The sequence below is a fragment of the Pseudomonas sp. ok272 genome (assembly GCF_900109995.1).
GTDB lineage: Bacteria > Pseudomonadota > Gammaproteobacteria > Pseudomonadales > Pseudomonadaceae > Aquipseudomonas.
The window spans coordinates 76,152-100,345 of sequence record NZ_FOCB01000007.1 but is presented as its reverse complement, the minus strand read 5'-3'; the positions used below and the strand labels follow the sequence as shown (position 1 = coordinate 100,345).

General features: G+C 60.1%; 21 protein-coding genes. 11 read left to right on the top strand and 10 right to left on the bottom strand.

The window, feature by feature from the left end; translation table 11 throughout:
• Positions 1 to 3: 3 nt before the first annotated feature.
• Together BMW74_RS12445 and yjiA are read left to right on the top strand one after the other, a co-directional pair.
• Positions 4 to 201 carry a YbdD/YjiX family protein gene (locus tag BMW74_RS12445; protein ID WP_003228401.1) on the top strand — a complete coding sequence of 66 codons (198 nt, stop codon included), beginning with the start codon at positions 4 to 6 and terminating at the stop codon, positions 199 to 201.
• A gap of 156 nt (positions 202 to 357) precedes the next feature.
• Positions 358 to 1,329, top strand: a complete 972-nt coding sequence (gene yjiA, locus BMW74_RS12440) for a GTPase (protein ID WP_093419828.1) — start codon at positions 358 to 360, stop codon at positions 1,327 to 1,329.
• Positions 1,330 to 1,631: 302 nt separating this feature from the next.
• On the opposite strand, the gene BMW74_RS12435 is transcribed toward yjiA, so the two are convergent.
• The 3 genes from BMW74_RS12435 to BMW74_RS12425 form a co-directional block, all read right to left on the bottom strand.
• On the bottom strand, positions 1,632 to 2,204 hold the full coding sequence (locus BMW74_RS12435) for a hypothetical protein (protein WP_093419823.1): 573 nt from the start codon (positions 2,202 to 2,204) through the stop codon (positions 1,632 to 1,634).
• A 218-nt stretch (positions 2,205 to 2,422) separates the two neighbouring features.
• A complete protein-coding gene (gene glyA / locus BMW74_RS12430; protein ID WP_093419818.1) occupies positions 2,423 to 3,676 on the bottom strand; it encodes a serine hydroxymethyltransferase in 1,254 nt (417 codons plus the stop codon).
• A gap of 222 nt (positions 3,677 to 3,898) precedes the next feature.
• Positions 3,899 to 7,747 carry a bifunctional diguanylate cyclase/phosphodiesterase gene (locus BMW74_RS12425; RefSeq protein WP_093419814.1) on the bottom strand — a complete coding sequence of 1,283 codons (3,849 nt, stop codon included), beginning with the start codon at positions 7,745 to 7,747 and terminating at the stop codon, positions 3,899 to 3,901.
• 284 nt (positions 7,748 to 8,031) lie between these two features.
• Between BMW74_RS12425 and ettA the strand changes: the two genes are divergently transcribed.
• Complete coding sequence (ettA, locus tag BMW74_RS12420) at positions 8,032 to 9,696, top strand: energy-dependent translational throttle protein EttA (RefSeq protein WP_093419809.1); 1,665 nt, start codon at positions 8,032 to 8,034, stop codon at positions 9,694 to 9,696.
• 351 nt (positions 9,697 to 10,047) lie between these two features.
• On the top strand, positions 10,048 to 11,385 hold the full coding sequence (gene gdhA / locus BMW74_RS12415) for an NADP-specific glutamate dehydrogenase (RefSeq protein ID WP_093419804.1): 1,338 nt from the start codon (positions 10,048 to 10,050) through the stop codon (positions 11,383 to 11,385).
• On the opposite strand, the gene BMW74_RS12410 is transcribed toward gdhA, so the two are convergent.
• The 3 genes from BMW74_RS12410 to BMW74_RS12400 all read right to left on the bottom strand — a co-directional run bounded on the left by BMW74_RS12410 (position 11,370) and on the right by BMW74_RS12400 (position 14,330).
• A complete protein-coding gene (locus BMW74_RS12410; RefSeq protein WP_093419799.1) occupies positions 11,370 to 11,876 on the bottom strand; it encodes a GreA/GreB family elongation factor in 507 nt (168 codons plus the stop codon). The two genes, gdhA and BMW74_RS12410, sit on opposite strands and share 16 nt — an antisense overlap.
• 24 nt (positions 11,877 to 11,900) lie before the next feature.
• Positions 11,901 to 13,754 carry an Lnb N-terminal periplasmic domain-containing protein gene (locus tag BMW74_RS12405; protein ID WP_093419794.1) on the bottom strand — a complete coding sequence of 618 codons (1,854 nt, stop codon included), beginning with the start codon at positions 13,752 to 13,754 and terminating at the stop codon, positions 11,901 to 11,903.
• An 87-nt stretch (positions 13,755 to 13,841) separates the two neighbouring features.
• Positions 13,842 to 14,330 carry a DUF3015 domain-containing protein gene (locus BMW74_RS12400; protein WP_093419789.1) on the bottom strand — a complete coding sequence of 163 codons (489 nt, stop codon included), beginning with the start codon at positions 14,328 to 14,330 and terminating at the stop codon, positions 13,842 to 13,844.
• 275 nt (positions 14,331 to 14,605) lie between these two features.
• Here BMW74_RS12400 and BMW74_RS12395 point away from each other — a divergent pair, with 275 nt between their 5' ends.
• Both BMW74_RS12395 and BMW74_RS12390 read left to right on the top strand, forming a co-directional pair.
• The gene (locus BMW74_RS12395; RefSeq protein ID WP_093419784.1) at positions 14,606 to 17,044 is read left to right on the top strand and encodes a Lon protease family protein; all 2,439 of its coding nucleotides are present in this window, start codon (positions 14,606 to 14,608) and stop codon (positions 17,042 to 17,044) included.
• A gap of 195 nt (positions 17,045 to 17,239) precedes the next feature.
• Positions 17,240 to 17,557 (top strand): PA4575 family protein, encoded by a 318-nt coding sequence (locus tag BMW74_RS12390; RefSeq protein WP_093419779.1) that lies wholly within the window; start codon positions 17,240 to 17,242, stop codon positions 17,555 to 17,557.
• A gap of 4 nt (positions 17,558 to 17,561) precedes the next feature.
• Here the strand turns inward: BMW74_RS12390 and BMW74_RS12385 are convergent, their stop codons facing one another.
• Positions 17,562 to 19,391 (bottom strand): hypothetical protein, encoded by a 1,830-nt coding sequence (locus BMW74_RS12385; RefSeq protein ID WP_093419774.1) that lies wholly within the window; start codon positions 19,389 to 19,391, stop codon positions 17,562 to 17,564.
• Positions 19,392 to 19,549: 158 nt separating this feature from the next.
• On the opposite strand from BMW74_RS12385, the gene BMW74_RS12380 reads away from it, so the two are divergent.
• The 3 genes from BMW74_RS12380 to BMW74_RS12370 all read left to right on the top strand — a co-directional run bounded on the left by BMW74_RS12380 (position 19,550) and on the right by BMW74_RS12370 (position 21,236).
• Positions 19,550 to 20,038: a TIGR00645 family protein gene (locus BMW74_RS12380; protein WP_093419769.1), complete on the top strand. Its 489-nt coding sequence runs from the start codon at positions 19,550 to 19,552 to the stop codon at positions 20,036 to 20,038.
• A gap of 135 nt (positions 20,039 to 20,173) precedes the next feature.
• The gene (locus tag BMW74_RS12375; protein WP_093419765.1) at positions 20,174 to 20,461 is read left to right on the top strand and encodes a DUF6482 family protein; all 288 of its coding nucleotides are present in this window, start codon (positions 20,174 to 20,176) and stop codon (positions 20,459 to 20,461) included.
• A 157-nt stretch (positions 20,462 to 20,618) separates the two neighbouring features.
• Positions 20,619 to 21,236 carry a BamJ family beta-barrel-assembly machinery protein gene (locus BMW74_RS12370; protein ID WP_093419759.1) on the top strand — a complete coding sequence of 206 codons (618 nt, stop codon included), beginning with the start codon at positions 20,619 to 20,621 and terminating at the stop codon, positions 21,234 to 21,236.
• Positions 21,237 to 21,351: 115 nt separating this feature from the next.
• Here the strand turns inward: BMW74_RS12370 and BMW74_RS12365 are convergent, their stop codons facing one another.
• The 3 genes from BMW74_RS12365 to BMW74_RS12355 all read right to left on the bottom strand — a co-directional run bounded on the left by BMW74_RS12365 (position 21,352) and on the right by BMW74_RS12355 (position 23,240).
• Positions 21,352 to 21,609: a PA4570 family protein gene (locus tag BMW74_RS12365; RefSeq protein ID WP_093420499.1), complete on the bottom strand. Its 258-nt coding sequence runs from the start codon at positions 21,607 to 21,609 to the stop codon at positions 21,352 to 21,354.
• A gap of 199 nt (positions 21,610 to 21,808) precedes the next feature.
• Entirely contained in the window at positions 21,809 to 22,150 is a 342-nt protein-coding gene (locus BMW74_RS12360) for a zinc ribbon domain-containing protein YjdM (RefSeq protein ID WP_093419754.1), read from the bottom strand.
• A 121-nt stretch (positions 22,151 to 22,271) separates the two neighbouring features.
• Positions 22,272 to 23,240, bottom strand: coding sequence for a polyprenyl synthetase family protein (locus tag BMW74_RS12355; RefSeq protein ID WP_093419749.1), 969 nt, complete (start codon positions 23,238 to 23,240; stop codon positions 22,272 to 22,274).
• A 239-nt stretch (positions 23,241 to 23,479) separates the two neighbouring features.
• Here BMW74_RS12355 and rplU point away from each other — a divergent pair, with 239 nt between their 5' ends.
• The gene (rplU, locus tag BMW74_RS12350; protein ID WP_003176051.1) at positions 23,480 to 23,794 is read left to right on the top strand and encodes a 50S ribosomal protein L21; all 315 of its coding nucleotides are present in this window, start codon (positions 23,480 to 23,482) and stop codon (positions 23,792 to 23,794) included.
• A gap of 34 nt (positions 23,795 to 23,828) precedes the next feature.
• A complete protein-coding gene (rpmA, locus tag BMW74_RS12345) occupies positions 23,829 to 24,104 on the top strand; it encodes a 50S ribosomal protein L27 (protein ID WP_093419745.1) in 276 nt (91 codons plus the stop codon).
• Positions 24,105 to 24,194 lie beyond the last annotated feature (90 nt).

Genomic DNA, 24,194 nt, shown 5'->3' with positions numbered 1-24,194 from the left:
AGCATGTTCAATGACCTGAGTCGCCTCGGTAAATACCTCGGTCAGGCCGCGCGCCTGATGGTCGGCATGCCTGACTACGACACTTACGTCGAGCATATGCAAACCAAACACCCGGACAAGCCGGTGATGAGCTACGAGATGTTCTTCCGGGAACGTCAGGAAGCGCGTTACGGCGGCAAGGGTGGCCCGAAGTGCTGCTGACTCGGTAAGCGGGTTGGTGTGACCTCCCAGTGGGAGCGAGCCTGCTCGCGATGACGGTCTTGCCTTCAACCTCGGTGTTGATTGACAGTCCGCTATCGCGAGCAGGCTCGCTCCCACATTTGTTTTGAAATCCTTCAGTCATCAGGAGAACTGCTTTTGTCCTCTCCCATTCCGGTCACGATCCTCAGCGGCTTTCTCGGCGCTGGCAAAACCACGCTGCTGCGCCACCTGCTCAAGGCCGAGCACGGCCTGAAGATCGCCGTGATCGAAAACGAATTCAGTGATGCCGGCATCGACACCCAACTGCTGGGCGACGAGCCGGTCCAGGTGATGACGCTGGCCAACGGCTGCGTCTGCTGCACCATCCATACCGACCTGACCCGCGCGCTGTACCTGCTGCTGGAGCGCCTGGACAGTGGCGAGATCGCGTTCGATCGCCTGGTCATCGAATGCACCGGCCTGGCCGATCCGGCACCTGTGGCGCAAACGTTTTTCATCGATGAAGAACTGCGCGAGCGCTATATCCTCGATGGCATCCTGACCCTGGTCGATGCCGCCCACGCCGATGTCCACCTGACCCAGACCATCGCCCAGGCGCAGATCGGTTTCGCCGACCGGTTGCTGGTGAGCAAGTGCGACCTGGTGGACGCGTCGACCTTCGAGGCCTTGAGCGAACGGCTGGCGCGGATCAATCGGCGTGCGTCGATCCGGGTGGTCGACCACGGCCGGATCGACCTGGCCGAGCTTTTGGACATTCGTGGTTTCAATCTCAATGCCGACCTGGGCGCGGGGTTGAGCCTGCGTCCGGTGAGCAAGGCGCCGTCCATCGACCGGATATCCAGCCTGGTGTTACGCACTGACCAACCGCTGGATATCGATAAGCTCAGCGAGTTCATGAACCAACTGCTGGAAGAGCATGGCAAGCAGTTGCTGCGCTACAAAGGTGTGTTGAGCATTGCGGGTGAGTCTCGGCGCCTGGTGTTCCAGGGCGTGCTCAAGCTGTACGGGTTTGACTGGGACAGCGAATGGGCCGACGGCGAGGTGCGGGAAAGCGTGATCGTGTTTATCGCCGATGAGTTGCCGCAAGAACGAATCCGCCAGGGGTTCGCTGCGATTCAGGTGGCGTGAGGGTCGATGGCAGTGCCCTGCCTGAGCGCGAGGGCACTGCTGTGTGCTGTGCAATAGGTGACGCCGAGTTTAGTTGGACGCAGTGCGCTGAATGATAATGAAGGTGAAGTTCAGGGCCGATGTACGCTGCTGGCGATTAGTGCGAACAAGCGTGCCCATTATTGAATCAAAATCACCGCAGTTACGTTCTGTTCTCAGCAACTGGCGCGTGTGCGGAATGTCGCAATAATGGCGTGTTGTTGATCTTTATTTATGTGGGTACTTCGCGAGTTGTAAGTAATCGGTCGTGGCCGTGGTGCCTGTCAGACTTCGTCCGGATTACTTATGTAAGAGGCGTTACGTTCAAGAATGGTTGACTTGAATACCTGGCCGGCGTAGGGAGTTTCACAGAAATAATTGTAGGGCGCTCCGTTGCGCCTAATTGAGCCGATACGCTCTGAGTTTCGAGCTTTGAGTCGAACATAATGAACACCGCGGGGCATGTCTTGCAGGGTGATAATGCGGTTGTTCAAATTAAGGATATTGAACGATGTGATGTCATTCTCGTCGGGATCGAGGGCGCCTAGCATGCCCTGCGAGTCCTTACTGATGCACAGCCCGGTGTAAGTTTCGTGAGTACGGATGTACAGGATGTAGTAGTCGTTTGTGCAGCGGAAATAAATAGTCCAGGGGGTGGTGTTGTTGACTTCGTCGATAGGCCGACAGCCTAGCAGGTGCGAGTCGTCTTTTGTCCGTTTGGCTCCGGTGAACCAGCCACCCGAAAAAGAAGTTTCGGTCCTTAAGGCTGGAACGCCATGTAGAACGCCAAGGGATTGTACGTGGGCGTTATCAATTTGCAGTGTGGCGATAAACGATTTTTGGCGATTAGTGCTCATAAACTTATCCTTAAGTTAATGGGGTGCTTTGGGTTTAAGGTTTGGAGGGTAAGCTTTTTTTAGTGTTGTGAAAGTTGTTATGTGTTTCGGTGTGTTGGTGGTTTGTAGGTGCGGGAGTTTGTTTGGTGAGTTGTTGGTTGTATCAATGATTGAGTGTTAAATTAAAGGCGAAAAAAAGCCCGGCGAATTCGCCGGGCTTTTTATGTCGCTAGTTGCAATCAGGCACCGTATACCGGCAGCTTCTTGCAGATGGCCTTGACCTTCTCGCGAACGGCGTCGATCACCGCTTCGTTGGAAAGGTCAGCCAGGATGTCGCAGATCCAGCCAGCCAGTTCCTTGCAGTCTGCTTCGTTGAAGCCGCGGGTGGTCACAGCCGGGGTGCCAAAGCGCAGGCCGGAGGTGACGAACGGGGAGCGCGGGTCATTCGGCACCGAGTTCTTGTTCACGGTGATGAAGGCTTTGCCCAGGGCGGCGTCAGCATCTTTACCGGAGATGTCCTGCTTGATCAGCGACAGCAGGAACAGGTGGTTCTCGGTCCCGCCGGAGACCACGTCAAAGCCGCGCTCGATGAACACGCCGGCCATGGCCTTGGCGTTTTTCACCACTTGCTGCTGGTAGGTCTTGAACTCAGGCTGCAGCGCTTCCTTGAAGCAGATCGCCTTGGCCGCGATCACGTGTTCCAGTGGGCCGCCCTGGCCACCTGGGAATACCGCGGAGTTGAGCTTTTTCTCGATCTCGGCGTTGGCGCGAGCCAGGATCAGGCCGCCACGTGGACCGCGCAGGGTCTTGTGGGTCGTGGTGGTGACCACGTCGGCGAATGGGACCGGGTTCGGGTACACGCCCGCAGCGACCAGGCCGGCGACGTGAGCCATGTCGACGAACAGGTAAGCGCCGACTTTGTCAGCGATGGCGCGAAAGCGTGGGAAGTCGAGGATCTGCGAGTAGGCAGAGAAACCGGCCACGATCATTTTTGGCTGGTGCTCGACCGCCAGGCGCTCGACTTCGTCGTAGTCGATCAGGCCGTTGCCGTCGATGCCGTACTGGATCGCGTTGTACAGCTTGCCGGAGGAGGAAACGCTGGCGCCGTGGGTCAGGTGACCGCCGTGGGCCAGGCTCATGCCCAGGATGGTGTCGCCCGCTTGCAGCAAGGCCAGGTACACGGCGCTGTTGGCTTGGGAGCCCGCATGTGGCTGGACGTTGGCGTAGTCGGCGCCGAACAGTTCCTTGGCGCGGTCGATGGCCAGTTGCTCAACGATGTCGACGAACTCGCAACCGCCGTAGTAGCGCTTGCCCGGGTAGCCTTCGGCGTACTTGTTGGTCAGTACCGAGCCTTGAGCTTCCATCACCGCTGGGCTGGTGTAGTTTTCCGAAGCGATCAGCTCGATGTGTTCTTCCTGGCGCTGAGCTTCTTGCTCCATGGCGGCAAAAAGGTCGGCGTCGTACTTGGCAATGGTCAAATCACGGCTGAACATGGCGGTCCTCAAGGATCGGGGGGGCAGAAAAGGAGGGCATTCTAACCCAATGGGTTTTGGATGGCATATGAAAGGGCATCATGTCGCAGACAAGTGGCTTTCATGACCGGATGTACGGTGTCTGGTCAGGTTTTTTCGCGGGCAAACCTCGCGCCTACAGACGGTGAGACCCGTAGGCGCGAGGCTTGCCCGCGAAGCAGTCGCCAGTGTCGCGAGGGCCTTTCAGTCAAACGCGAACAGCGCGTCCTGGCTGACCTGGATTTCAAACTGTTCGGCTGGCATCGGGCGGCCGAACAGGTAGCCTTGTACTTCGTCGCAGCCGTGTTCACGCAGGAAGTCGAGTTGCTCCTGCGTCTCCACCCCTTCGGCGATCACGGCCAGGTTCAGGCTGTGGGCCATGGCGATGATTGCCCGGGCAATTTGCGCGTCCTGCTCGCCCGACGGCAGGCCGTCGACGAACGTCTGGTCAATCTTCAGCACATCGATCGGGAACTGCTTCAAGTAGTTGAGCGACGAGTAACCGGTGCCAAAGTCGTCGACCGCGATGCTCAGGCCGAGCTGTTTCAGCCCGGCGAGAATCTGCATGGCCTCGCTGACTTCGCGCATCAGGATGCTTTCGGTCAGTTCCAGTTCCAGGCACGCCGGTGGCAGGTCGACTTCCTTGAGGATGGTGGCGATCCGCGTACCGAGTTGGCCATCGGAGAATTGTCGCGCCGAAATGTTCACCGACACCTTGGGGACGTGCACATTGGCTTGGTGCCAGGCCTTGAGTTGGTGGCAGGCTTCGCGGATCACCCAGTCGCCGGCCTCGACGACCAGCCCGAGTTCTTCCAGGACCGGGATGAAGTCCCCAGGCGGCACCAGGCCACGACGCGGATGGCGCCAGCGCAACAGGGCCTCGGCACCGGTTAGGCGCTTGCCGTCGCCGCTGAACTGCGGCTGGTAGTAGAGCACGAATTCGTTTTGTTCCAGGGCGTGGCGCAGGTCGCTTTCCAGCTCCAGGCGTTCCAGGGCACTGGCGTTCATGTCCGCCTGATAGAACTGGAAGTTGTTCTTGCCGCGCTCCTTGGCGTGATACATCGCGGTGTCGGCGTTTTTCATCAGTTGGCTCAGTTCGTCGCCGTCCTGCGGGCTCAGGGCAATACCGATACTGGCCGTGACGAAGAACTCGCGACCTTCCAGGACAAACGGTTTGACCAGGCTGGCGAGTATCTGCTCGGCGACATGGATTGCCCGGTTCAAGGCCACTTCACGGGTGGTGCGCAGTTGCAGCAGCAGGGTGAACTCGTCGCCGCCCATGCGTGCCACGGTGTCGTCTTCATCGACGCACGCCAGCAGGCGGGTGGCCATCTCCTTGAGCATGCGGTCGCCGGCGGCGTGTCCCAGGGAGTCGTTGATCGGTTTGAAGCGGTCCAGGTCGAGGAACATCAGCACCACCCAGGACTTGTGCCGCTGCGCCGTTTGCAGGGCGGTATGCAGGCGATCCTGAAACAGTGTGCGGTTGGGCAGGTGGGTCAGGGCGTCATAGTAGGCCAGTCGGTGAATTCGTTGCTCGCTGGCCTTGCGCTCGCTGATATCGCTGAAGAAACACACGTAGCTGGCCAGGTCGCCCTCATCGTCGAGCACGGCGGTGATGCCGACCCAGGCGGGGTAGTGCTCGCCGTTGCGGCGCTTGAGCCGCACTTCACCTTCCCAGGTGTTGTGCAGGTGCAATTGCTTGAGCACATAGCGCAGGTGAGCTTCTTGCTGTTCGTCGACGGTCAACATGTTCGGCAACTGGTCGAGTACCTGGGCCACTTCGTAGCCGCTGACGCGGCTGAACGCCTCGTTGGCCTGGACGATGTACCCCGCCGGGTCGGTGATCAGGATGGCCGAGGTCGAGTGTTCGAAGACCGTGGCGGCCATGCGCAGGTCCTTTTCCGCACGACGTTGCTGGCTGATGTCACGACCGACGCCCAACACACCTTCGAAGGCGCCGTGTTCGTCCCACACCAGCACCACGCGCAACTCGATGGGAATCTTGCGGCCGTCGGCGCGCAGGCTGTCGAACAGGAACAGTTGGGTCTTCACCTGGCTGCGCAGTTGCGCCAGTTGCTCGGGTTTGTTCAGGGCCTTGCTGACGCGGTCCATCAGGCTGTAGATGCCGGTCAACTGTTGCGGGTTGGCGATGATCGATTGCCAGCCGTTCTGAAAGATCCACTGCGCGTCATAGCCCAGCACGGCCTGGACCGACGGGCTGACGTAGTTGAGTGCGAGCTGGTTGTCGGTGGAGAAAATCACGTCGCTGATGCTTTCGGCGAGCATCCGGTAGCGCTGTTCGCTGTCACGCAGCGACTCGCTGGCCTCGATCTGGTCGGTGATGTCCTTGGCTACGCCGATGATACGTGTCACCTGATCGTGCTTGTCCCGGGCGAGCGCCTGTTCGCGGACTTCAAAGCAGCGCCACTCACCATCACGGTGGCGGAAGCGCAACTGACACCGCAACAACTGGGTGTAGCCGCCCTGGCGTTGTTCCTGGCGCAGGCGATGGTAGTGATCGGCGTCTTCGGGGTTGAGCAGGATCTCCCAGAAGTACTCGCCCATCTGCTGCAGTTCAATCTTGTTGTAGCCCAGGGTCTGCCCCAGGTGGTGGTTGCTGAAAATCATGCGCAGGCTGATCACGTCCTGCACATACAGGTGATCGGGCACCGTGCGTACCACATCGGACCAGAATCCCTCACGCTCCAGCAGCGACAGCTCGATCAACTTGCGACTGGTGATGTCGTTGATGCTGAGGATCACGGCCTTGTAGTCGTGCGGGTCTTCGGGAAAGCGCAGCACCAGCCACAGGTGTTGGTCATGGCCCTGGGTGTCCTGGAGCGTGATCTCCAGTTCCAGTTGCTTGTGTTGCGCGAACACGGCTTCGAGCAGTTGATTGCCGATGGCATTGCCGTCGTGTGGCTGGCCGTCGATCAGCAGCTTCCAGGCCTGATCGTGGGACTGCACATTGAGCAGGTGCAAGGCGACCTGGTTGACCTCGGTGATGCGCAGTTCCTGTAGCAATTGCTGGCGTTGCGCTGGATTGGCCAGCCAGGCCTTTAACTGATCGTCGGTTTGCAGATGGCTCTTGCCGAAAGCCGCCTTGAGCCCGGAAAGATCCAGCACGCAGAGCGCAACACCGGTGCCGTCGAAGATGTCCTGATAGCGCCGGCGTCCCTCGTTCACTTGGCCCTGGCGGCGACGCATGTTCAGCAAGGCGATCAGTGGCAGTAGCGAGAACGCCAGCCCCAGCAGGCATTTGCCGATGAAGGCGGGCAGCAGTTGTTCGATCACCCGTTGCCGGTCGAACAAGCCGCGCAACTGCCAGTCGCTGCTGCTCAGGGGAACGACCAGCACCGTATTGGCGTGGTCCTCTTCGGTCAGCTGGCTGGGGTGAGCGGATGGCAACAAGTCGTCGCGGCTGATGATCTGCTGGGTGATGCGGTTTTCCACCAGCCACAGCGGGCGGATGCTGACGTCGCTCTGCTTGGTCAGGGAGGAGAAAAAGGTCGGGCGCAAACGCAGGACCCAAAAGCCCCGTGTACTGCCGCTGGCCTGATGCAGCAACAAGTGCACCGCCGATCCGTCGTCGGCGTTGCTGAAGTAATGGGCCTGGGCGCGGCTGCGCCTGACCAGTTCGCTTAGATAGTCGGCGTCCTGGCTGTCTTCGGCGCTGTCGCTGAGCACCTTGCCCGAGGGGCTGAGCAGCGCCACGCTGAGGACATCGGGCAGCGATTGTTGCAGCTTGCGCAGCACGGCCTGCTGTTGCTCGTCGGTTTGTGGTTGTTCAACGATCGGCAGCAGATTGAGGGCGATCTGCGCGTTGAGCGCCATGTTCAGGCTGACTTGCGCGGCCAGGTCGGCGGTGTAGTCGATGGTGTACTGGCGCTGGCTTTTCTGGGTTTCGTGAAGTTGGTCCAGGAGCTGCCAGAACAACAGGCCGAGCAGCAGTAGAACCAGCGTTGCCAAGGCGCCCTTGAGCGAGCCACGCAGGGGCGATCCGGTCGCAGGATGGAGTGCGCGCGCGGAGGAGGGCGAGGTGGCGTTGGACAATCGTTAATCCTGCGGTGGGGCTGGACTGGCGCGATATGCACTATAAGCCGCGCGCCCAGAGGGCGGCTAGCATGCCTTGAGTTGTGGCAAAGTGCCAGTCCCTTGCGGCTGGACGGGTATGCTGCATTGAGGTAGCTTTACCGGTTACGCAGGGCGTTCCAGCCCCCAGAAACTCAGGCTTTTCTACGCTCGCTGACATTGATTGCAATCAACTGTCCGCGCTGCGCATGGCTTGGCACGGGCGTGGCCCGCTTTATTCAACTGTTACTGACGCTAGGTTCTCCATGGCTCAATACGTCTTCACCATGCATCGGCTGGGCAAAGTTGTTCCGCCGAAGCGGGAAATCCTCAAAAATATTTCGCTGTCGTTCTTCCCTGGCGCGAAGATCGGCGTTCTCGGCCTCAACGGTTCGGGTAAGTCCACGCTGTTGAAAATCATGGCGGGCGTCGACACCGAGTTCGAAGGCGAAGCCCGTCCGATGCCGGACCTGAACATTGGTTATCTGCCACAAGAACCGGTTCTTGACCCTACCAAGACGGTGCGTGAAGTGGTCGAGGAAGCGGTCAGCGTGATCAAGAACGCCCAGGCACGCCTGGACGAGGTCTACGCGGCTTACGCGGATGAGGATGCTGACTTCGACAAGCTGGCTGCCGAACAGGCCAAGCTCGAAGCCATCCTGCAAGCGAGCGATGGCCACAACCTGGAGCGCCAGCTGGAAGTCGCCGCCGACGCGCTGCGCCTGCCGGCCTGGGATGCCAAGGTCGAATTCCTCTCCGGTGGTGAAAAACGTCGCGTGGCCTTGTGCCGTCTACTGCTGTCCGCCCCGGACATGCTGCTGCTCGACGAACCGACCAACCACTTGGACGCCGATTCCGTGGCCTGGCTGGAGCATTTCCTGCACGACTTCCCGGGTACCGTGGTCGCGATTACGCACGACCGTTACTTCCTGGACAACGTGGCAGGCTGGATTCTGGAACTTGACCGCGGCGCGGGCATTCCTTACGAAGGCAACTATTCGGGCTGGCTGGAAGCCAAGTCCGACCGTCTGGCGGCCGAATCCAAGCAGCAGTCGGCTCACGAAAAGGCCATGAAAGAAGAACTGGAGTGGGTGCGCAAAGGCGCCAAGGCCCGCCAGTCCAAGTCCAAGGCTCGTCTGCAACGCTTCGAAGAAATGCAGTCGCAGGAATTCCAGAAGCGCAGCGAAACCAACGAGATCTACATCCCGGCCGGCCCACGCCTGGGCGACAAGGTCATCGAGTTCAAGAACGTCACCAAAGGCTATGGCGATCGCGTGTTGATCGACAACCTGTCGTTCTCCATGCCTAAAGGCGCCATCGTTGGCGTGATCGGCGGTAACGGTGCGGGTAAATCCACCCTGTTCCGCATGCTGATGGGCAAGGAACAGCCGGACTCGGGCACCATCGAAGTCGGCGAGACCGTGCAACTGGCGTGCGTGGACCAGAGCCGCGAAGACCTGGACGGCAGCAAGACGGTGTTCCAGCAGATCTCCGACGGTTCCGACCAGATTCGCATCGGCAGCTACGAGATCCCCTCGCGTACCTACGTCGGTCGCTTTAACTTCAAGGGCGGCGACCAGCAGAAGTTCGTCAAGGACCTGTCCGGTGGTGAGCGTGGTCGCTTGCACCTGGCCCTGACCTTGAAAGAGGGCGGCAACGTCCTGCTGCTCGACGAACCGTCCAACGACCTCGACGTCGAAACCCTGCGTTCCCTGGAAGAAGCCCTGCTGGACTTCCCGGGCGCTGCCATTGTGATCTCTCACGATCGGTGGTTCCTTGACCGCGTCGCGACGCACATCTTGGCGTACGAAGACGACTCGCAAGCGATCTTCTTCGAAGGTAACTACACCGAGTACGAAGCCGACCGCAAAAAGCGTCTTGGCGAAGCCGCTGCCCAGCCACACCGGGTACGCCACAAGAAACTGGCCTGATATCGGGTTGGTTGCATAGAGAAACGGAGCCTTTGGGCTCCGTTTTTTTATGGGTTTTTTGAGTGGGACGGCGGTGTGGTCTTCGCGAGCAGGCTCGCTCCCACCCCACACGACGAATGCATTGCAAATGTGGGAGCGAGCCTGCTCGCGAAAGCGCTGTCGCGGAGGGTGCAGGTGTTGGCGGGTGAATCCCTGTTTGGGTGCAAGAAAGCCCGAAAATGCCGAGCTATTTATATCCAATGCACCATTTAAATTCATAAAAGCGACATTTTGCGCTGTCGCGGTGCGGTTCGAATTGCTAAAGTCCGGCTCAATCATCTCTAACGACAATAAATTTGCCGAGACTTTTCCATGATCGAATCCGTCGAATCCTTCCTTGCCCGTCTGAAAAAACGTGACCCTGACCAGCCAGAATTCCATCAGGCGGTGGAAGAAGTCCTGCGCAGTTTGTGGCCGTTTCTCGAAGCCAATCCGCATTACCTGACGTCCGGCATCCTGGAGCGAATTTGTGAGCCTGAACGCGCCATCGTGTTTCGGGTTTCCTGGGTCAACGATCAGGGCAACGTGCAAGTTAACCGCGGGTTCCGTATCCAGATGAACAGCGCTATCGGCCCCTACAAGGGTGGCCTGCGCTTCCATCGTTCGGTGAACCTTGGGGTGCTGAAGTTCCTCGCCTTCGAGCAGACCTTCAAGAACTCCCTGACCTCGCTGCCCATGGGCGGCGGCAAGGGCGGTTCGGACTTCGATCCAAAGGGCAAGAGCGACGCCGAAGTGATGCGCTTCTGCCAGGCGTTCATGAGCGAGTTGTATCGCCACATCGGCGCCGACGTGGACGTTCCGGCCGGCGATATCGGGGTGGGCGCTCGGGAGATCGGGTTCTTGTTTGGCCAGTACAAGCGCTTGAGCAACCAGTTCACCAGCGTGCTGACCGGCAAGGGCATGAGCTACGGCGGTAGCCTGATTCGCCCGGAAGCCACCGGTTTCGGCTGTGTGTACTTTGCCGAGGAAATGCTCAAGCGTCGCAGTGAACGGGTCGAAGGCAAGCGCGTGGCCATCTCCGGTTCCGGCAACGTCGCGCAATATGCCGCACGCAAGGTCATGGACCTGGGCGGCAAGGTGATCTCGCTGTCGGACTCCGAAGGGACCCTGTACTGCGAGAGCGGCTTGAGCGAGGAGCAATGGCTGGCGCTGCTGGAGTTGAAGAACGTCACCCGCGGGCGGATCAGCGAGCTGGCCACGCGCTTTGGCCTGGAGTTCCGCGCCGGGCAACGCCCGTGGAACCTGGTCTGCGACATCGCGCTGCCGTGTGCCACACAGAACGAACTGGATGCCGACGATGCTCACACGTTGCTGCGCAACGGCTGTGTCTGCGTCGCGGAAGGGGCGAACATGCCGACCACCCTGGCGGCGGTGGATATCTTTATCGAGGCGGGCATTTTGTTCGCCCCGGGCAAGGCCTCGAACGCCGGTGGCGTGGCGGTCAGTGGCCTGGAAATGTCACAGAACGCCATGCGCCTGCTGTGGACCGCCGGTGAGGTGGACAGCAAGTTGCACAACATCATGCAGTCGATCCATCACGCCTGTGTGCACTACGGTGAAGAAAACGGGCGGATCAACTACGTCAAGGGCGCCAATATCGCCGGCTTCGTCAAGGTCGCCGACGCCATGCTGGCTCAGGGCGTGGTGTAAGCCGGTTCTATGCGTATGACCTCGATCAACTGATCGCCGGCCGGCCGCTGCCACAGCACTTCGTCATTGCGTTGTGCCCCCAGCAGTGCCCGGCCCAGGGGCGAGCCCCAGTTGATCAGGCCGTGGGCGACGTCGGCTTGATCCTCGCCCACCAACTGCACGCGGTGCTCGCTGCCTTGTTCGTCGGCATAGGTGACCCAGCTGCCGATCTGCACCTTCTCGGTCGAGGTGGCGAGCGGCACGACTTGGGCGCTTTGCAGGCGCTGGTGGTAGTAGCGCAGATCGCGCTCCAGATCGGCCAGGCGTTGTTTGTCGGCCTTGTCTTCCAAGGCCGATTGCTCGGCGTGCAGGTTTTGCAGTTCGGCGACCTTGTCTTGCAGCAAGCCCAGGCCTTCAGGCGTCACGTAGTTGGGTTGCGTGCTGACCTGGCGCTCGACCGGCTGATCGGCCTGGGCCGCGGCGTTATCTTCATTGACGAAAGCGCGGCTCATGGCCGATCTCCCCCGGTGGGTGGGTCAGTAGTGATACCACTTCAGCTCCAGCATTACCTCGTTTTCCGGCGAGGCGATGTGGCTGAACTCCCGTTGGGCGCTCAGGCGTAGGCCGAGGTTCTGCGAAAGCTCCCACTGCTGGTTCAGGCTCAGGCTACGACGTACTTCACCGTTGGTGAAGAAGTCGCCCTTGCTCTCCAGGCTGAAATTGCCCAGTGGATTCTTCCACAGTACACCGCTGTTGAAACCGGCGGCGGGGGCGACGAACGCCGAGAAATCGTTGTTGTGTTCGACCCGCACCGTACCGAGGGCGAAGCCCAGCACATCCTCGCCCAACTGCCAGGTGCCCCCCGCGCCACCATTGACGTGGCTGACCAGGGTTTGGTCATCATGCTTGCCCGGCACCCGCTCCAGGCCACCAGTGACTTGCCATGACCAGGGTTGCAGCAACTCATTGCGAGGCGTCAGCGAACGAATGGTCGCCAGGTCCAGTTGCTGCAATTGCCACTGATTGCCTTCGTACTGGCGCAGCTTCATCTGCAGGATTTCAATCTGTGCGCCGAGGGGGAAGCTCTGGGCGTTGTCGTTGAGGTCGTGGTACGCCATGCGCAGGCCGTACTCGCCGAACGCCCGGTCACCGCGAGTGCCGAGCCCGGCTTGCCAGGTGCGCGACTGGTGGCCGTCTTCCGGCAGCCCGGGACGTTCGATGGACAGTTCGGGCGCCGGGTTCTGGTTGATCGCCCGCAGTAATTCGAAACTGCGTTGCGCGCGTGCCGGGTCGCGCTCTTCGCCGTTGGCGCGATAGCGCTCCAGGCGATAGGCGGCATCAATGATCAGCGCCTGGCGGTCCCGTGGCAGCGCCTTGAAGGCTGGAGCCTGTAGTTGCTGTTGATCGGCGCTGATCTGCAGCACCCACTGCTGCTCGTCGTCGGTCAACGGCTCGGCGCGACTCAGCAGTTCTCGCTCGCGGGAGGGGCGGTAGTCGATTTTCTCCACCAGCCCCGCATCCTTGACGGCTTTGACCGTGTCAGTGGGAATCGCGGTCAGCGGGAACTGCTCGGTGAGCCTGAGGCTCGGGCGTGCCACTTGCAGCAATTCGAGCAAGCGGTAGGAGCAGTTTTCATCGAAGAAGAAGTAGTCGAACTGGATCTGCTTGAGCTCCCAGACATGCTCGACCATGCGCTCGGTTTCCGCCTGGGTCAGGTTCAAGCGGTATTCCCACAAGTCGCGGTTCTCCAGACTACGGTACTCGGAGAGTTTTTCCTGGTAGGGCACCAGCGCGAACAGCCCCGGGTAGCCACCCATCAGGCCTTTCCAGGCGTACAGGAGGCTGTTGTCCGAGCCTTCGATGTAGGCGCCGAAGTTGATCGCGTAGCTGAGCAGGGCGGTGTGGTCGCTTTGTACACCCGCCTGGTCAATGCGCAGCAGGGTGTGGCCGAACATCGACGAGGGGCTATTGAGGTAGGCCGCCGGGAAAATCATCACCGCGCTGTGGGGCGAGACATCCTTGAACCATTGCTTGAACTCGCTGCAGTCCACCGCCGGCAAGTCGTTGAGGTTGAGCTGTGCCTGGAGCCAGCGGGTACGGGCGGGGTACACGCACTGGGCATGTTGCTGGCCGGCGCTGGCCGGGGCGTATAGCGCCTGGACGGTGGCGGCCAGTTCCTGGTCGGGGTGGTGGGCGCCATCGGGGGCCAGGAAGAACTTCTTGTCGCTGACATAGCTGCGCCAGCCGCCCAGCTTGCCGCTCTCGTAATGGCCCAGGGAAAGCCAGAACGGATCGTTGGCCAGTTGTTGCAAGCGTTGGTTGTCCAGGAGGGGCGCGGCGGACAGCGGGGCGCAGGCAATCAGCGCCAGACAGGCGAGGCGTTTGAGCATGGTGGGCAACTTATTATTAAAAAAGACCCAAGGTGGATCAGGTCAAAAAATAAAAACCCGCTCCGGTAGGGAGCGGGCAGGTCGAGCTTATGCTTGAGTGGCGTACTTGGCCAGACGAGGATCGTTCTTGAGGATCGCCAGGGTATTGGTATGCACATCCTCGGCGGTCACGTCAGCCTTGCTGAAGATCTGCTGGAAGTGTTCGTGGGTGACCGCGGCGAAGTGCTCACGATCCTCCGGCGCGACACCCAGGACGACCGCGTAGGTCGTCAGTGCTTCGCCTTGACCCTTGGCCATGTCTTCGGACAGTTCGTTCATCATGCCGTTCATGGCAAACCAGGACTTGCCGCCATAGGTCAGTGCCGCATTGGTGGCACAGCCGTTGGTGCCGGAGGTCATGCCGAAGGTGGCGTTGCCTGAAGTACCGTTGGTGGTGGAGGCGAGGAAGTGGGCTGGAGTGCCACGCTGACCTTCAAACAGCATGTTGCCCCAGCCGCAATCCGGCCCGCCTGGGGCTTGAGCCATGGCGTTGAGGGATACAACGGTGAAGAGAGTACCGAGAAGAATCCGTTTCATAGCTTTGTTCTCTTTATGTGCATACCAATGGACAGGAGGGCTGGTGCCAAATAGGCCCCAGCAGGCCGGTTATTAATCCAGCCGCGCACGTTGGAGTTTAGGCACGATCCGAGGGTTCCGTTTTTTTTTGCAAACATTCAGGTAACCGCGCATTTCGCGGTGGCCCGCCTGGCCCTTGGCACTTGCCTATGCTTTTACCGTGGGTGCGCCTTGCCAGTCAGGTACAGGCGGCGCCAGAATGCCCATCACTGCCCCGCCTGATGTAAGGAAGCCCGATGCCTGATCCTGTTGCTGCCAGCTTGCGTCTAGCGCCCGAAGCGCTGACCCGTCCGTTTTCCGCTGAACAGTTCAGCTTCTCTACCACCAATGATCTGGAGCCTTTTCGCGGTGTGCTCGGCCAGGAGCGTGCAGTCGAAGCCTTGCAGTTCGGTGTGGCCATGCCGCGCCCCGGCTACAACGTGTTTGTCATGGGTGAGCCCGGCACTGGCCGGTTTTCTTTCGTCAAACGCTACTTAAAGGCCGAAGGCAAGCGCCTGCAGACCCCGGCAGACTGGGTCTACGTCAATAACTTCGATGATCCGCGCGAGCCCCGGGCCCTTGAGTTGCCATCGGGTACCGGCAGCGCCTTCATCGCCGACATCAATGGCTTGATCGACAACTTGCTGGCGACCTTTCCTGCGGTATTCGAGCACCCGTCCTACCAGCAAAAGAAAAGTGCCATCGACCGCGCATTCAACCAGCGCTACGACCGTGCGTTGGATGTGATCGAGCGCCTGGCGCTGGAAAAGGACGTCGCGCTGTACCGCGACAGCACCAACATCGCCTTTACCCCGATGAGCGAAGGCAAGGCGCTGGACGAAGCGGAGTTCGCCCAACTGCCAGAAGCGGTGCGCGAGCAATTCCATGAGGATATTTCCGGGCTTGAGGAGCGGTTGAACGAAGAATTGGCCAGCCTGCCGCAGTGGAAGCGCGAGTCCAGCAACCAACTGCGTCACCTCAACGAAGAAACCATCACCCTGGCGCTGCAGCCATTGCTGTCGCCGCTGTCGGAAAAATACGCGGAAAACGCCGCCGTCTGCGGCTACCTGCAGGCGATGCAGGTGTACCTGCTCAAGACCGTGGTCGAGCAACTGGTTGACGACAGCAAGTCCGACGCCGTCGCCCGCAAGCTGCTGGAGGAACAGTACTGCCCAAGCCTGGTGGTCGGTCATCCACTGAGCGGCGGCGCACCGGTGGTGTTCGAGCCGCACCCAACCTACGACAACCTGTTTGGCCGCATCGAATACAGCACCGACCAGGGCGCGTTGTACACCACGTATCGGCAGTTGCGCCCCGGCGCATTGCACCGCGCCAATGGTGGCTTCCTGATCCTGGAAGCGGAAAAGATGCTCAGCGAGCCCTTTGTCTGGGACGCGCTGAAGCGGGCCTTGCAGTCGCGCAAACTGAAGATGGAGTCGCCGCTGGGCGAGTTGGGGCGCCTGGCCACGGTGACCCTGACACCGCAACACATTCCGCTGCAGGTCAAGGTCATCATCATCGGCGCGCGGCAGTTGTACTACACGCTGCAGGACCTGGACCCGGACTTCCAGGAGATGTTTCGGGTACTGGTGGATTTCGATGAAGACATCCCGATGGTCGACGAGAGCCTGGAGCAGTTCGCCCAGTTGCTCAAGACCCGCACCTCGGAAGAAGGCATGGCGCCGTTGACCGCCGATGCGGTGGCGCGCCTGGCGACCTACAGTGCGCGGCTGGCCGAGCATCAGGAGCGGTTGTCGGCGCGGATCGGCGACCTGTTCCAGTTGGTCAGCGAGGCGGATTTCATTCGCCACCTGGCCGCCGACGAGATGACCGATGCCGGGCACATCGAACGCGCGCTCAAGGCCAAGGCCACCCGCACCGGGCGTGTGTCGGCGCGGATCCTCGACGACATGCTGGCCGGGATCATCCTGATCGATACCGATGGCGCGGCGGTGGGCAAGTGTAACGGCCTCACGGTGCTGGAAGTCGGTGATTCGGCCTTCGGCGTGCCCGCGCGAATCTCGGCCACGGTCTACCCCGGTGGCAGCGGCATCGTCGACATCGAGCGTGAGGTCAACCTCGGGCAGCCGATTCACTCCAAGGGCGTGATGATCCTGACCGGGTACCTGGGCAGTCGGTATGCCCAGGAGTTCCCGCTGGCGATCTCGGCCAGCATCGCGCTGGAGCAGTCCTACGGTTATGTCGATGGCGACAGTGCGTCGCTGGGCGAGGCGTGCACGCTGATTTCGGCGTTGTCGAAAACCCCGCTCAAGCAGTGCTTTGCGATCACCGGCTCGATCAACCAGTTCGGCGAAGTGCAGGCGGTGGGCGGGGTCAACGAGAAAATCGAAGGCTTCTTCCGTCTCTGCGAGGCGCGTGGTCTGACCGGCGAGCAGGGGGCGATCATTCCCCAGGCCAACGTGGCCACGCTGATGCTCGATGAAAAGGTGCTGGCGGCGGTGCGTGCCGGGCAGTTCCATGTCTACGCGGTGCGTCAGGCCGACGAGGCATTGAGCCTGCTGGTCGGCGAGCCGGCGGGGGCGCCGGACGAGGAAGGCCAGTTCCCGGAAGGCAGCGTCAATGCGCGGGTGGTCGAGCGCTTGCGGGTCATTGCCGAAATGATCAGCGAGGAGGACTTGAAAGAGGCCGAGAAGGAACTCGCCCAGGAAGCGCTGGTGGCGGCCAAGTCGGCCTGACTCGTGGGAGTAGGCCCGCGCCTTCAAGCGTGACGTCAAAAAACCAACAGGCGACCATTCGGCGCCTGTTGGTGTTCAGCAACATGCTGATTCAACTTTTCTTCTATGCTCAGGTTTAGGATATCGACAGTCATCACTGGATCGAGACAGCTGCCGCGTGGGAGCTGAATACCGGATCTATCGAGGGTCGCCGCCATGTCGCGCAACCTCTGCCTTACCCGCCGATGCCTGGGCCTGGTTACCCGCATCGAATGCAGTATCCGCCCGCTGGCCGGGGATACGGGCATGTGGACCCTGTTGTTTGCCGCCGGCATGGCGGGCGAACAGCCCTCCGCAATCAAGGCCCAGGGCCCGTTTCATGGACCCTTCGTGGCGGAGTCGATCCTGGACACCATCGTCGAAAGCCTGACCCTCAATGGATACGAGCTTGCCGACGATCCGCAAATCTGGTGCCTGCACCTGCAAGCCCAACTGCGGGAAATAAACGGCGGACGCTGCCGTACCCTGGGTTGATGGCTCAGTCGGCAGGGGGTGCGGTTTCGGCCTTGTCGAGCTTGACCTCAAAACCGTACTCGACGGTTTCCAGGTCGGTGCGCTGGTAGGTTTCCAGCGTGGTCGGCTTGCCATAGAAATAATGCACATCGAACAGATCGCGTCCCTGCGCGCCAGCGTCATGGCTGACGGTGAGGATCTCCTTCAGGTAATGACCACTCCCATCCTTGGCAAAGAAGCGCCAGTCCTGGGCGGGGAAGCGCTTTTGATCAACGATCAGGGCGTTTTCCTTGAGTTCCAGCCCCTTGGGCAATGCGCTGGCCTCCACGCTGCCTTTTTCGATGTCGGCCAGGAACAATGGCATCGACCCCACTGCATACGCTGGTGTTTCCGGGAACAGGGTCAAGTCGTAGGTGATGGTGGCGGCGATGGGGTCGATGACGAAGGCTTCGGGCGGTAGTTCTATGGGTTTGCCGAGCTTGCCCTGGTCGTTTTGGGTAAAGAAGGTCAGCGGCGTGTCGCCGGGGCTGAGTGAGGCGCCGAGCAGTTCGTCGTTGAAGCTTTTCGGATGATCGAACTCGATGCGTGCGGCGCTGGCGTCTTCGACCGATTGGCTGATACGCACGCTGTTCTTCAACTGCTCTTGATCCAGTGTCGCGCTCTTGAGCCAGGTGCTGGCCTGGTCGTCATACACCACTATGGGCAGGTTGAGGGGCTGAATGGTTTTGTCGGTGGTGACCCGGTCGAAGCGTCGCACCGGTAACGCCAGGTCCTTGCGGGTGACGGTGACGCTGGAAAAGTCCAGTACGTTGACTTCCAGGGTGTCAATGACGCCATTGAAGTACACCTTGGTGTAATGGCTCACCTGCTTGCTTTCAAACGCTTGGGTTTGTTCGTCCAGCTGCTTTTCGAAGGCCTCGCTCCAGGCCGTTTGCTTTTGCATCTGGGCCAGTTGTGTCTGGTAGAAGGCAATTTGCTCAGGGCCTTCATTGATCGAACCGGCGCGGCTCAGGAATTGCCCCGTCTTGTCCCTGGCCTGGACGATCAGCGGGTTGAGCGGCGTGTCGCTGACCTCGCTGGCCAAGGCTGCGCTGTTAGTTACCTCGACTTGCGCATAGTTCTTTTCCAGGGCTCGCAGGGTGATGCGCAGGTTGTCATCGCTGCGGGTTTGCCCGAGATCCTTTTTCGACAGGTTGAATGTCACCACCCGGCGCGGCGCAATGATTTCGACCTTGCCCTGCAGGGATTGTGGCTGCGGCTGGTTTGCGTTGGCGACTTCCAGCCCCTCGATAAACGGATAGGCCACCGTCAGGTCATCTGGATTGGTCAGGCTGGAGCTGGAGGGGCTCAACTGAATGCCCGGGTCGGTCTCCGACCATTCGGGTTGGAATGCGATGACCTGTTTGTTGCTCAGTGTCACCGATTGCCATTCCAGGCCGTGGGGGAAGGGGAACTCGGCGGGTATGTTGAAGTTGAAGGGGAACACCGGTTGCAGGTCAGTCAGGTAATCGGAGCTGGAGTCCTTGCGCAGGACGAACAACCCGTTGATGTAGGTATCGACCAACGCCTGCGGGGTTGGATAGTGCTTGAGCAACGCCATGCTGTCGTCGCCGTACTCGGTTTCGATCGGCTTGCTGGCGAGCTTTTGCTGGGCGCGTTCAAGCAGCAGCAGCGAGCTGCCAAGGCTGGCGATGGCGCTCTTGAGCTTGGGGTCGGCAATCGCGTCCAGCGACTGCTCGAACTGTGCGGTCTTGTCTTCCAGGCTCTGCGGGCGTTTTTCATCGCTGGGCGAGCAGCCGCCGATCAGGCTGATCAAGCCAAGACCAGCAACCATCAAGGGCAAGCGCAAATCCATGTTCCAGGTTTCCCGTGCGACGCAACATGAGGGGCGAATGCTTTGGACACTAGCAGAAAATGCCTGGCCGGACGTGCAGCACCGGGATTTACCGTGGTTTATGGGGGGTTGAGCGGCTGATATACTCGCCGCCATTTCCAGCCCTTGTGTGAGATTCAATGGAACGTTTTATCGAAAATGCAATGTACGCCTCGCGCTGGTTGCTGGCACCGATCTACTTCGGCCTGTCCCTGGGCTTGTTGGCCTTGGCCCTGAAGTTCTTTCAGGAAGTCTTCCACGTTATTCCCAACGTGTTCTCGATGGCTGAGTCGGACCTGATCCTGGTGCTGCTGTCGCTGATCGACATGGCGCTGGTGGGTGGCCTGCTGGTGATGGTGATGATCTCCGGGTACGAGAACTTCGTGTCCCAACTCGATATCGATGACTCCAAGGAAAAGCTCAACTGGCTGGGCACCATGGACTCTTCGTCCCTGAAGATGAAAGTCGCGGCCTCCATCGTGGCCATTTCCTCGATCCACCTGCTGCGCATTTTCATGGACGCCAAGAACATCGACCCAGAGCACTTGAAGTGGTACGTGATTATCCACATGACCTTCGTGATCTCGGCGTTTGCCATGGGCTACCTGGATAAGCTGACCAAGCACTGATTGACCCCGCCCGTGCATCACTTTGCCGCCCGGCCGTTGCAAAACGGACGGGCGGCGGCGTTTGTGGCTTGTGCTTTTGGGCGTCCAGGCATATCCCTCTAAGGGTCTTGGCTGTTCATTACAAGGGGTGCGCTCATGAACCTGCACGAGTTGAACGCCTATGCCATCGCCGGGAAGGTCGATGAGCTGAATCTGATCTCGATGGAAGGTGGGATCTACCTGCTCGAAGCACGGATGCACGGTGCGGCGTATCCGCTCAGCGATGGCCATGGGCAGATGTTGAGCCTGCGTTCGGTGGAGCATGCACGGCAGGTGCTGCATGCCTTCCCCAAGTTGTCATTCAATCTGATCCACACCTTGGTGCATGACGAGATGTGCGGCCTGGTGGCCAGTGTGGAAGAGAGCCTGAAGGTGCCGCTCTAGGTGGGTGGCGCGCGGTGTGGTTCGGCCTGACAGGGCACCCCCTGATCAAAGACGGGGCTTGTGTGCTAGTCTGCTCGCCCTTTTGGTTCCGGGCGCTCCGGGATGGGCTGTGCTCGCACGGTACTCTCTCGGGCCGTCCGCACAGCGGAGCAGTGTCATGTCCGAAGTAAATCTGTCTACCGACGAAACGCGCGTCAGCTACGGCATTGGCCGTCAGTTGGGCGACCAACTGCGCGACAACCCCCCGCCGGGCGTTAACCTGGATGCGATCCTGGCCGGCCTGACCGACGCGTTCGCCGGCAAGGAAAGCCGTGTTGGCCAGGAAGCGATGTCTGCCAGCTTCAAGGTTATCCGTGAAATCATGCAAGCCGAAGCGGCAGCCAAGGCTGAAGCCGCGGCTGGCGAAGGCCTGGCATTCCTGGCTGAAAACGCCAAGCGTGACGGCATCACTACCTTGGCTTCGGGTCTGCAGTTCGAAGTCCTGACCGCAGGCGAAGGCGCCAAGCCATCGCGTGAAGACACCGTGCGTACGCACTACCACGGCACCCTGATCGACGGCACTGTGTTCGACAGCTCCTACGATCGTGGCCAGCCTGCAGAATTCCCGGTTGGCGGCGTGATCGCTGGCTGGACCGAAGCCCTGCAACTGATGAATGCCGGTAGCAAATGGCGCCTGTACGTGCCGAGCGAACTGGCTTACGGCGCTCAAGGCGTTGGCAGCATCCCGCCGCACAGCGTTCTGGTGTTCGACGTCGAACTGCTCGACGTTCTGTAATTGCGTTAACCCTGTAGGCGTGGGGATTGCCCGCGAACGCATCGATACGATCTGCTAGCCAGACCGAGTCGCCTGCATCGTGAGCAAGCTTCGCTCCTACAGGGTGTTGTGTGGCTCATATCTGGAATGTGCTGTTCAAATCGCTCACCGGGCGCAAGGCTCGGGCGTAGCAGAATAGAAACAGGTTGCGCACCAGTTCCTTGAGTACCACCGGCTCGCTGGAGCTCAGGCTGTGGAGGTCAAGGTCGCCCTGGTCTTGCAACTCGCTTAGCGCTTCTTCTTCCAGTACCGCACAGACTTCCCCGGTTTCCCGATGCAGGATCCTGAGGTAAGGGTGTGGGCGGTCCAGCCAGGCATCGATCAAGTAAGTCATGATGCTCATCTCCGTTTGAATGGTCCGATGAGAATAATTCTTATTCAATTAATAGCAAGTGCCTATTGGCGGTTTCTGCGGGGTTGTGCCCGGGAGTTGGGCAAGATCAATGGGTCTGGCGATCTGCGACGGGGTGCGAGTAGGGGGAGGAGGGGGTAGGTTCCATCCCGCGCAGGGCGTGGGATGGAATGCAGCGGGCTCAGACTTTTCTGACGAACTCGGATTTGAGTTTCATCGGGCCGATACCGTCGATCTTGCAGTCGATGTCATGGTCGCCATCGCACAGGCGGATGTTCTTGACCTTGGTGCCGACCTTGACCACCAGCGAGGTGCCCTTGACCTTGAGGTCCTTGATCACGGTGATGGTGTCGCCATCTTGCAGGACATTGCCGACCGAGTCCTTTTTCACTGTTTCATCGGACGCAGCGTCGGCTTCGCCCGTGGCGGACCATTCGTGGGCGCACTCCGGGCAGATCAGTTGGGCGCCGTCTTCGTAGGTGTATTCGGAACTGCATTTCGGGCAGGGTGGCAACGTGCTCACTAAGGCTCCTTGGATTCAGGATCGCTAAAAGCGCACATTATATAGGGTTTTAGCGGGGAGAGGGCGTAGCGGGGGATAACCCGTGGGGAGTAGGCTCGTTCCCACGGGGTTTTGCAGTGCTTCAGTGTGTACGTGCGACCGCGAACTCGCTCAGTTCGACCAAGGCATCGCGGTACTCGCTGGCGGGCAGCGCTTCCAGGCACTGGATCGCGCGGGCCACGTAATCGCGGGCCAGTTGCGCGGTGTAGTCCAGCGAGCCCGAGGCCTCGACGGCAGCGCGGATGCTTTCCAGGTCCTCGATACCACCTTTCTGGATGGCTTGGCGGACCAAGGCGGCTTGTTCCGGGGTGCCTTCGCGCATGGTGTAGATCAACGGCAAAGTTGGCTTGCCTTCGGCCAGGTCGTCACCGACGTTCTTGCCCAGGGTCTCGGCGTCGCCGCGGTAATCGAGCAGGTCGTCGACCAGTTGGAAGGCCACGCCCAGGTGATCGCCGAAGGTGCGTAGCGCTTCACTCTGTTCCGGCGTGGCGCCAGCCAGGGCCGCGGCGCTGTGGGTCGAAGCCTCGAAAAGCATCGCGGTCTTGCCGCGGATGACTTCCATGTAGGTTTCTTCGGTGGTGCTGGCGTCGCGTACCTTGGACAGTTGCAGCACTTCGCCCTCGGCGATGATCCGGGTAGCTTGCGACAGGATCTTCATCACCGGCATCGAACCCAGTTCGACCATCATCTCGAAGGAGCGCGAGTAGAGGAAGTCGCCCACCAGCACGCTCGGGGCGTTGCCCCACATGGCGTTGGCGGTCGAGCGGCCACGCCGCATGCCGGACATGTCGACCACGTCGTCGTGCAGCAGGGTGGCGGTGTGCAGGAACTCGATAGTGGCGGCCAGCAGGCGCATGTCGTCGCCTTCGCGACCCAGGGCCTTGCCACACAGCAACACTAATAAAGGACGCAGGCGCTTACCGCCGGCCGAGGTAATGTAGTCGCCGATTTTCGATACCAGCGGTACTCGGGAAGTCAGCTGCTTCTTGATAATGCCGTCGACGGCGCTAAAATCGTCCGCCACCGCGCGGTAGAAAGCTTGGGGTTGCATCAGCGACAGTTGCTCCAGAAGGGTTGCGCGGCATGCTAGGACCCACACCCGCGGGTGTCAAGGCGCGATGGACGGCCCCTTGCAAGGCGCTCGTGCCTTGCGTACAATCGCGCACCCTGAACTTCCTGGGCAGCACCTGCCTTACGCAATTGCATTTGGGGCGTCCATCCCATGCAGCCATGCCAGCCAATACTTTTTCTTATAAAGCGCTGGGTGAGCAGGATTATCGGAGAAATACCATGTCGTACGCAGTAATCGTTACTGGTGGCAAGCAATACAAGGTCGCCCCAGGTGAATACCTGAAGATCGAGAAACTGGAAATCGCTACCGGCGAATCCGTGACTTTCGATCGCGTTCTGTTGGTCGCCAATGGCGATGACGTGAACATCGGCGCTCCAGTTGTTGCTGGCGCTACCGTTGTGGCTGAAGTGATCTCCCAAGGTCGTCACGATAAAGTCCGCATCATCAAGTTCCGTCGTCGTAAGCACCACATGAAGCGTATGGGCCACCGCCAGTGGTACACCGAGATCAAAATCACCGGTATTCAGGCTTAATTTCAGCCTAATTCCTCACTAGGAGAATTGACTCATGGCACACAAAAAAGCTGGTGGTAGTACCCGTAACGGTCGCGACTCAGAAGCCAAACGCCTTGGCGTGAAGATGTATGGCGGCCAGGTTATCATTCCGGGCAACATCATCGTGCGTCAGCGCGGCACCCAATTCCACGCCGGTTACGGTGTTGGCATGGGTAAAGATCACACCCTGTTCGCGAAAATCGACGGCGTGATCAAGTTCGAAGTAAAAGGCGCTTTCAACCGCCGTTACGTGAGCATTGTCCCGAAGACTCCAGTCGTCGCGGCATAATTACGTAGTTGCTGGAAAAGCCCTGTCTTGCGACGGGGCTTTTTCGTTTGTGGGGTGAGTCTCTTGCAAAGCTGTTTGTAATGGGCTCCG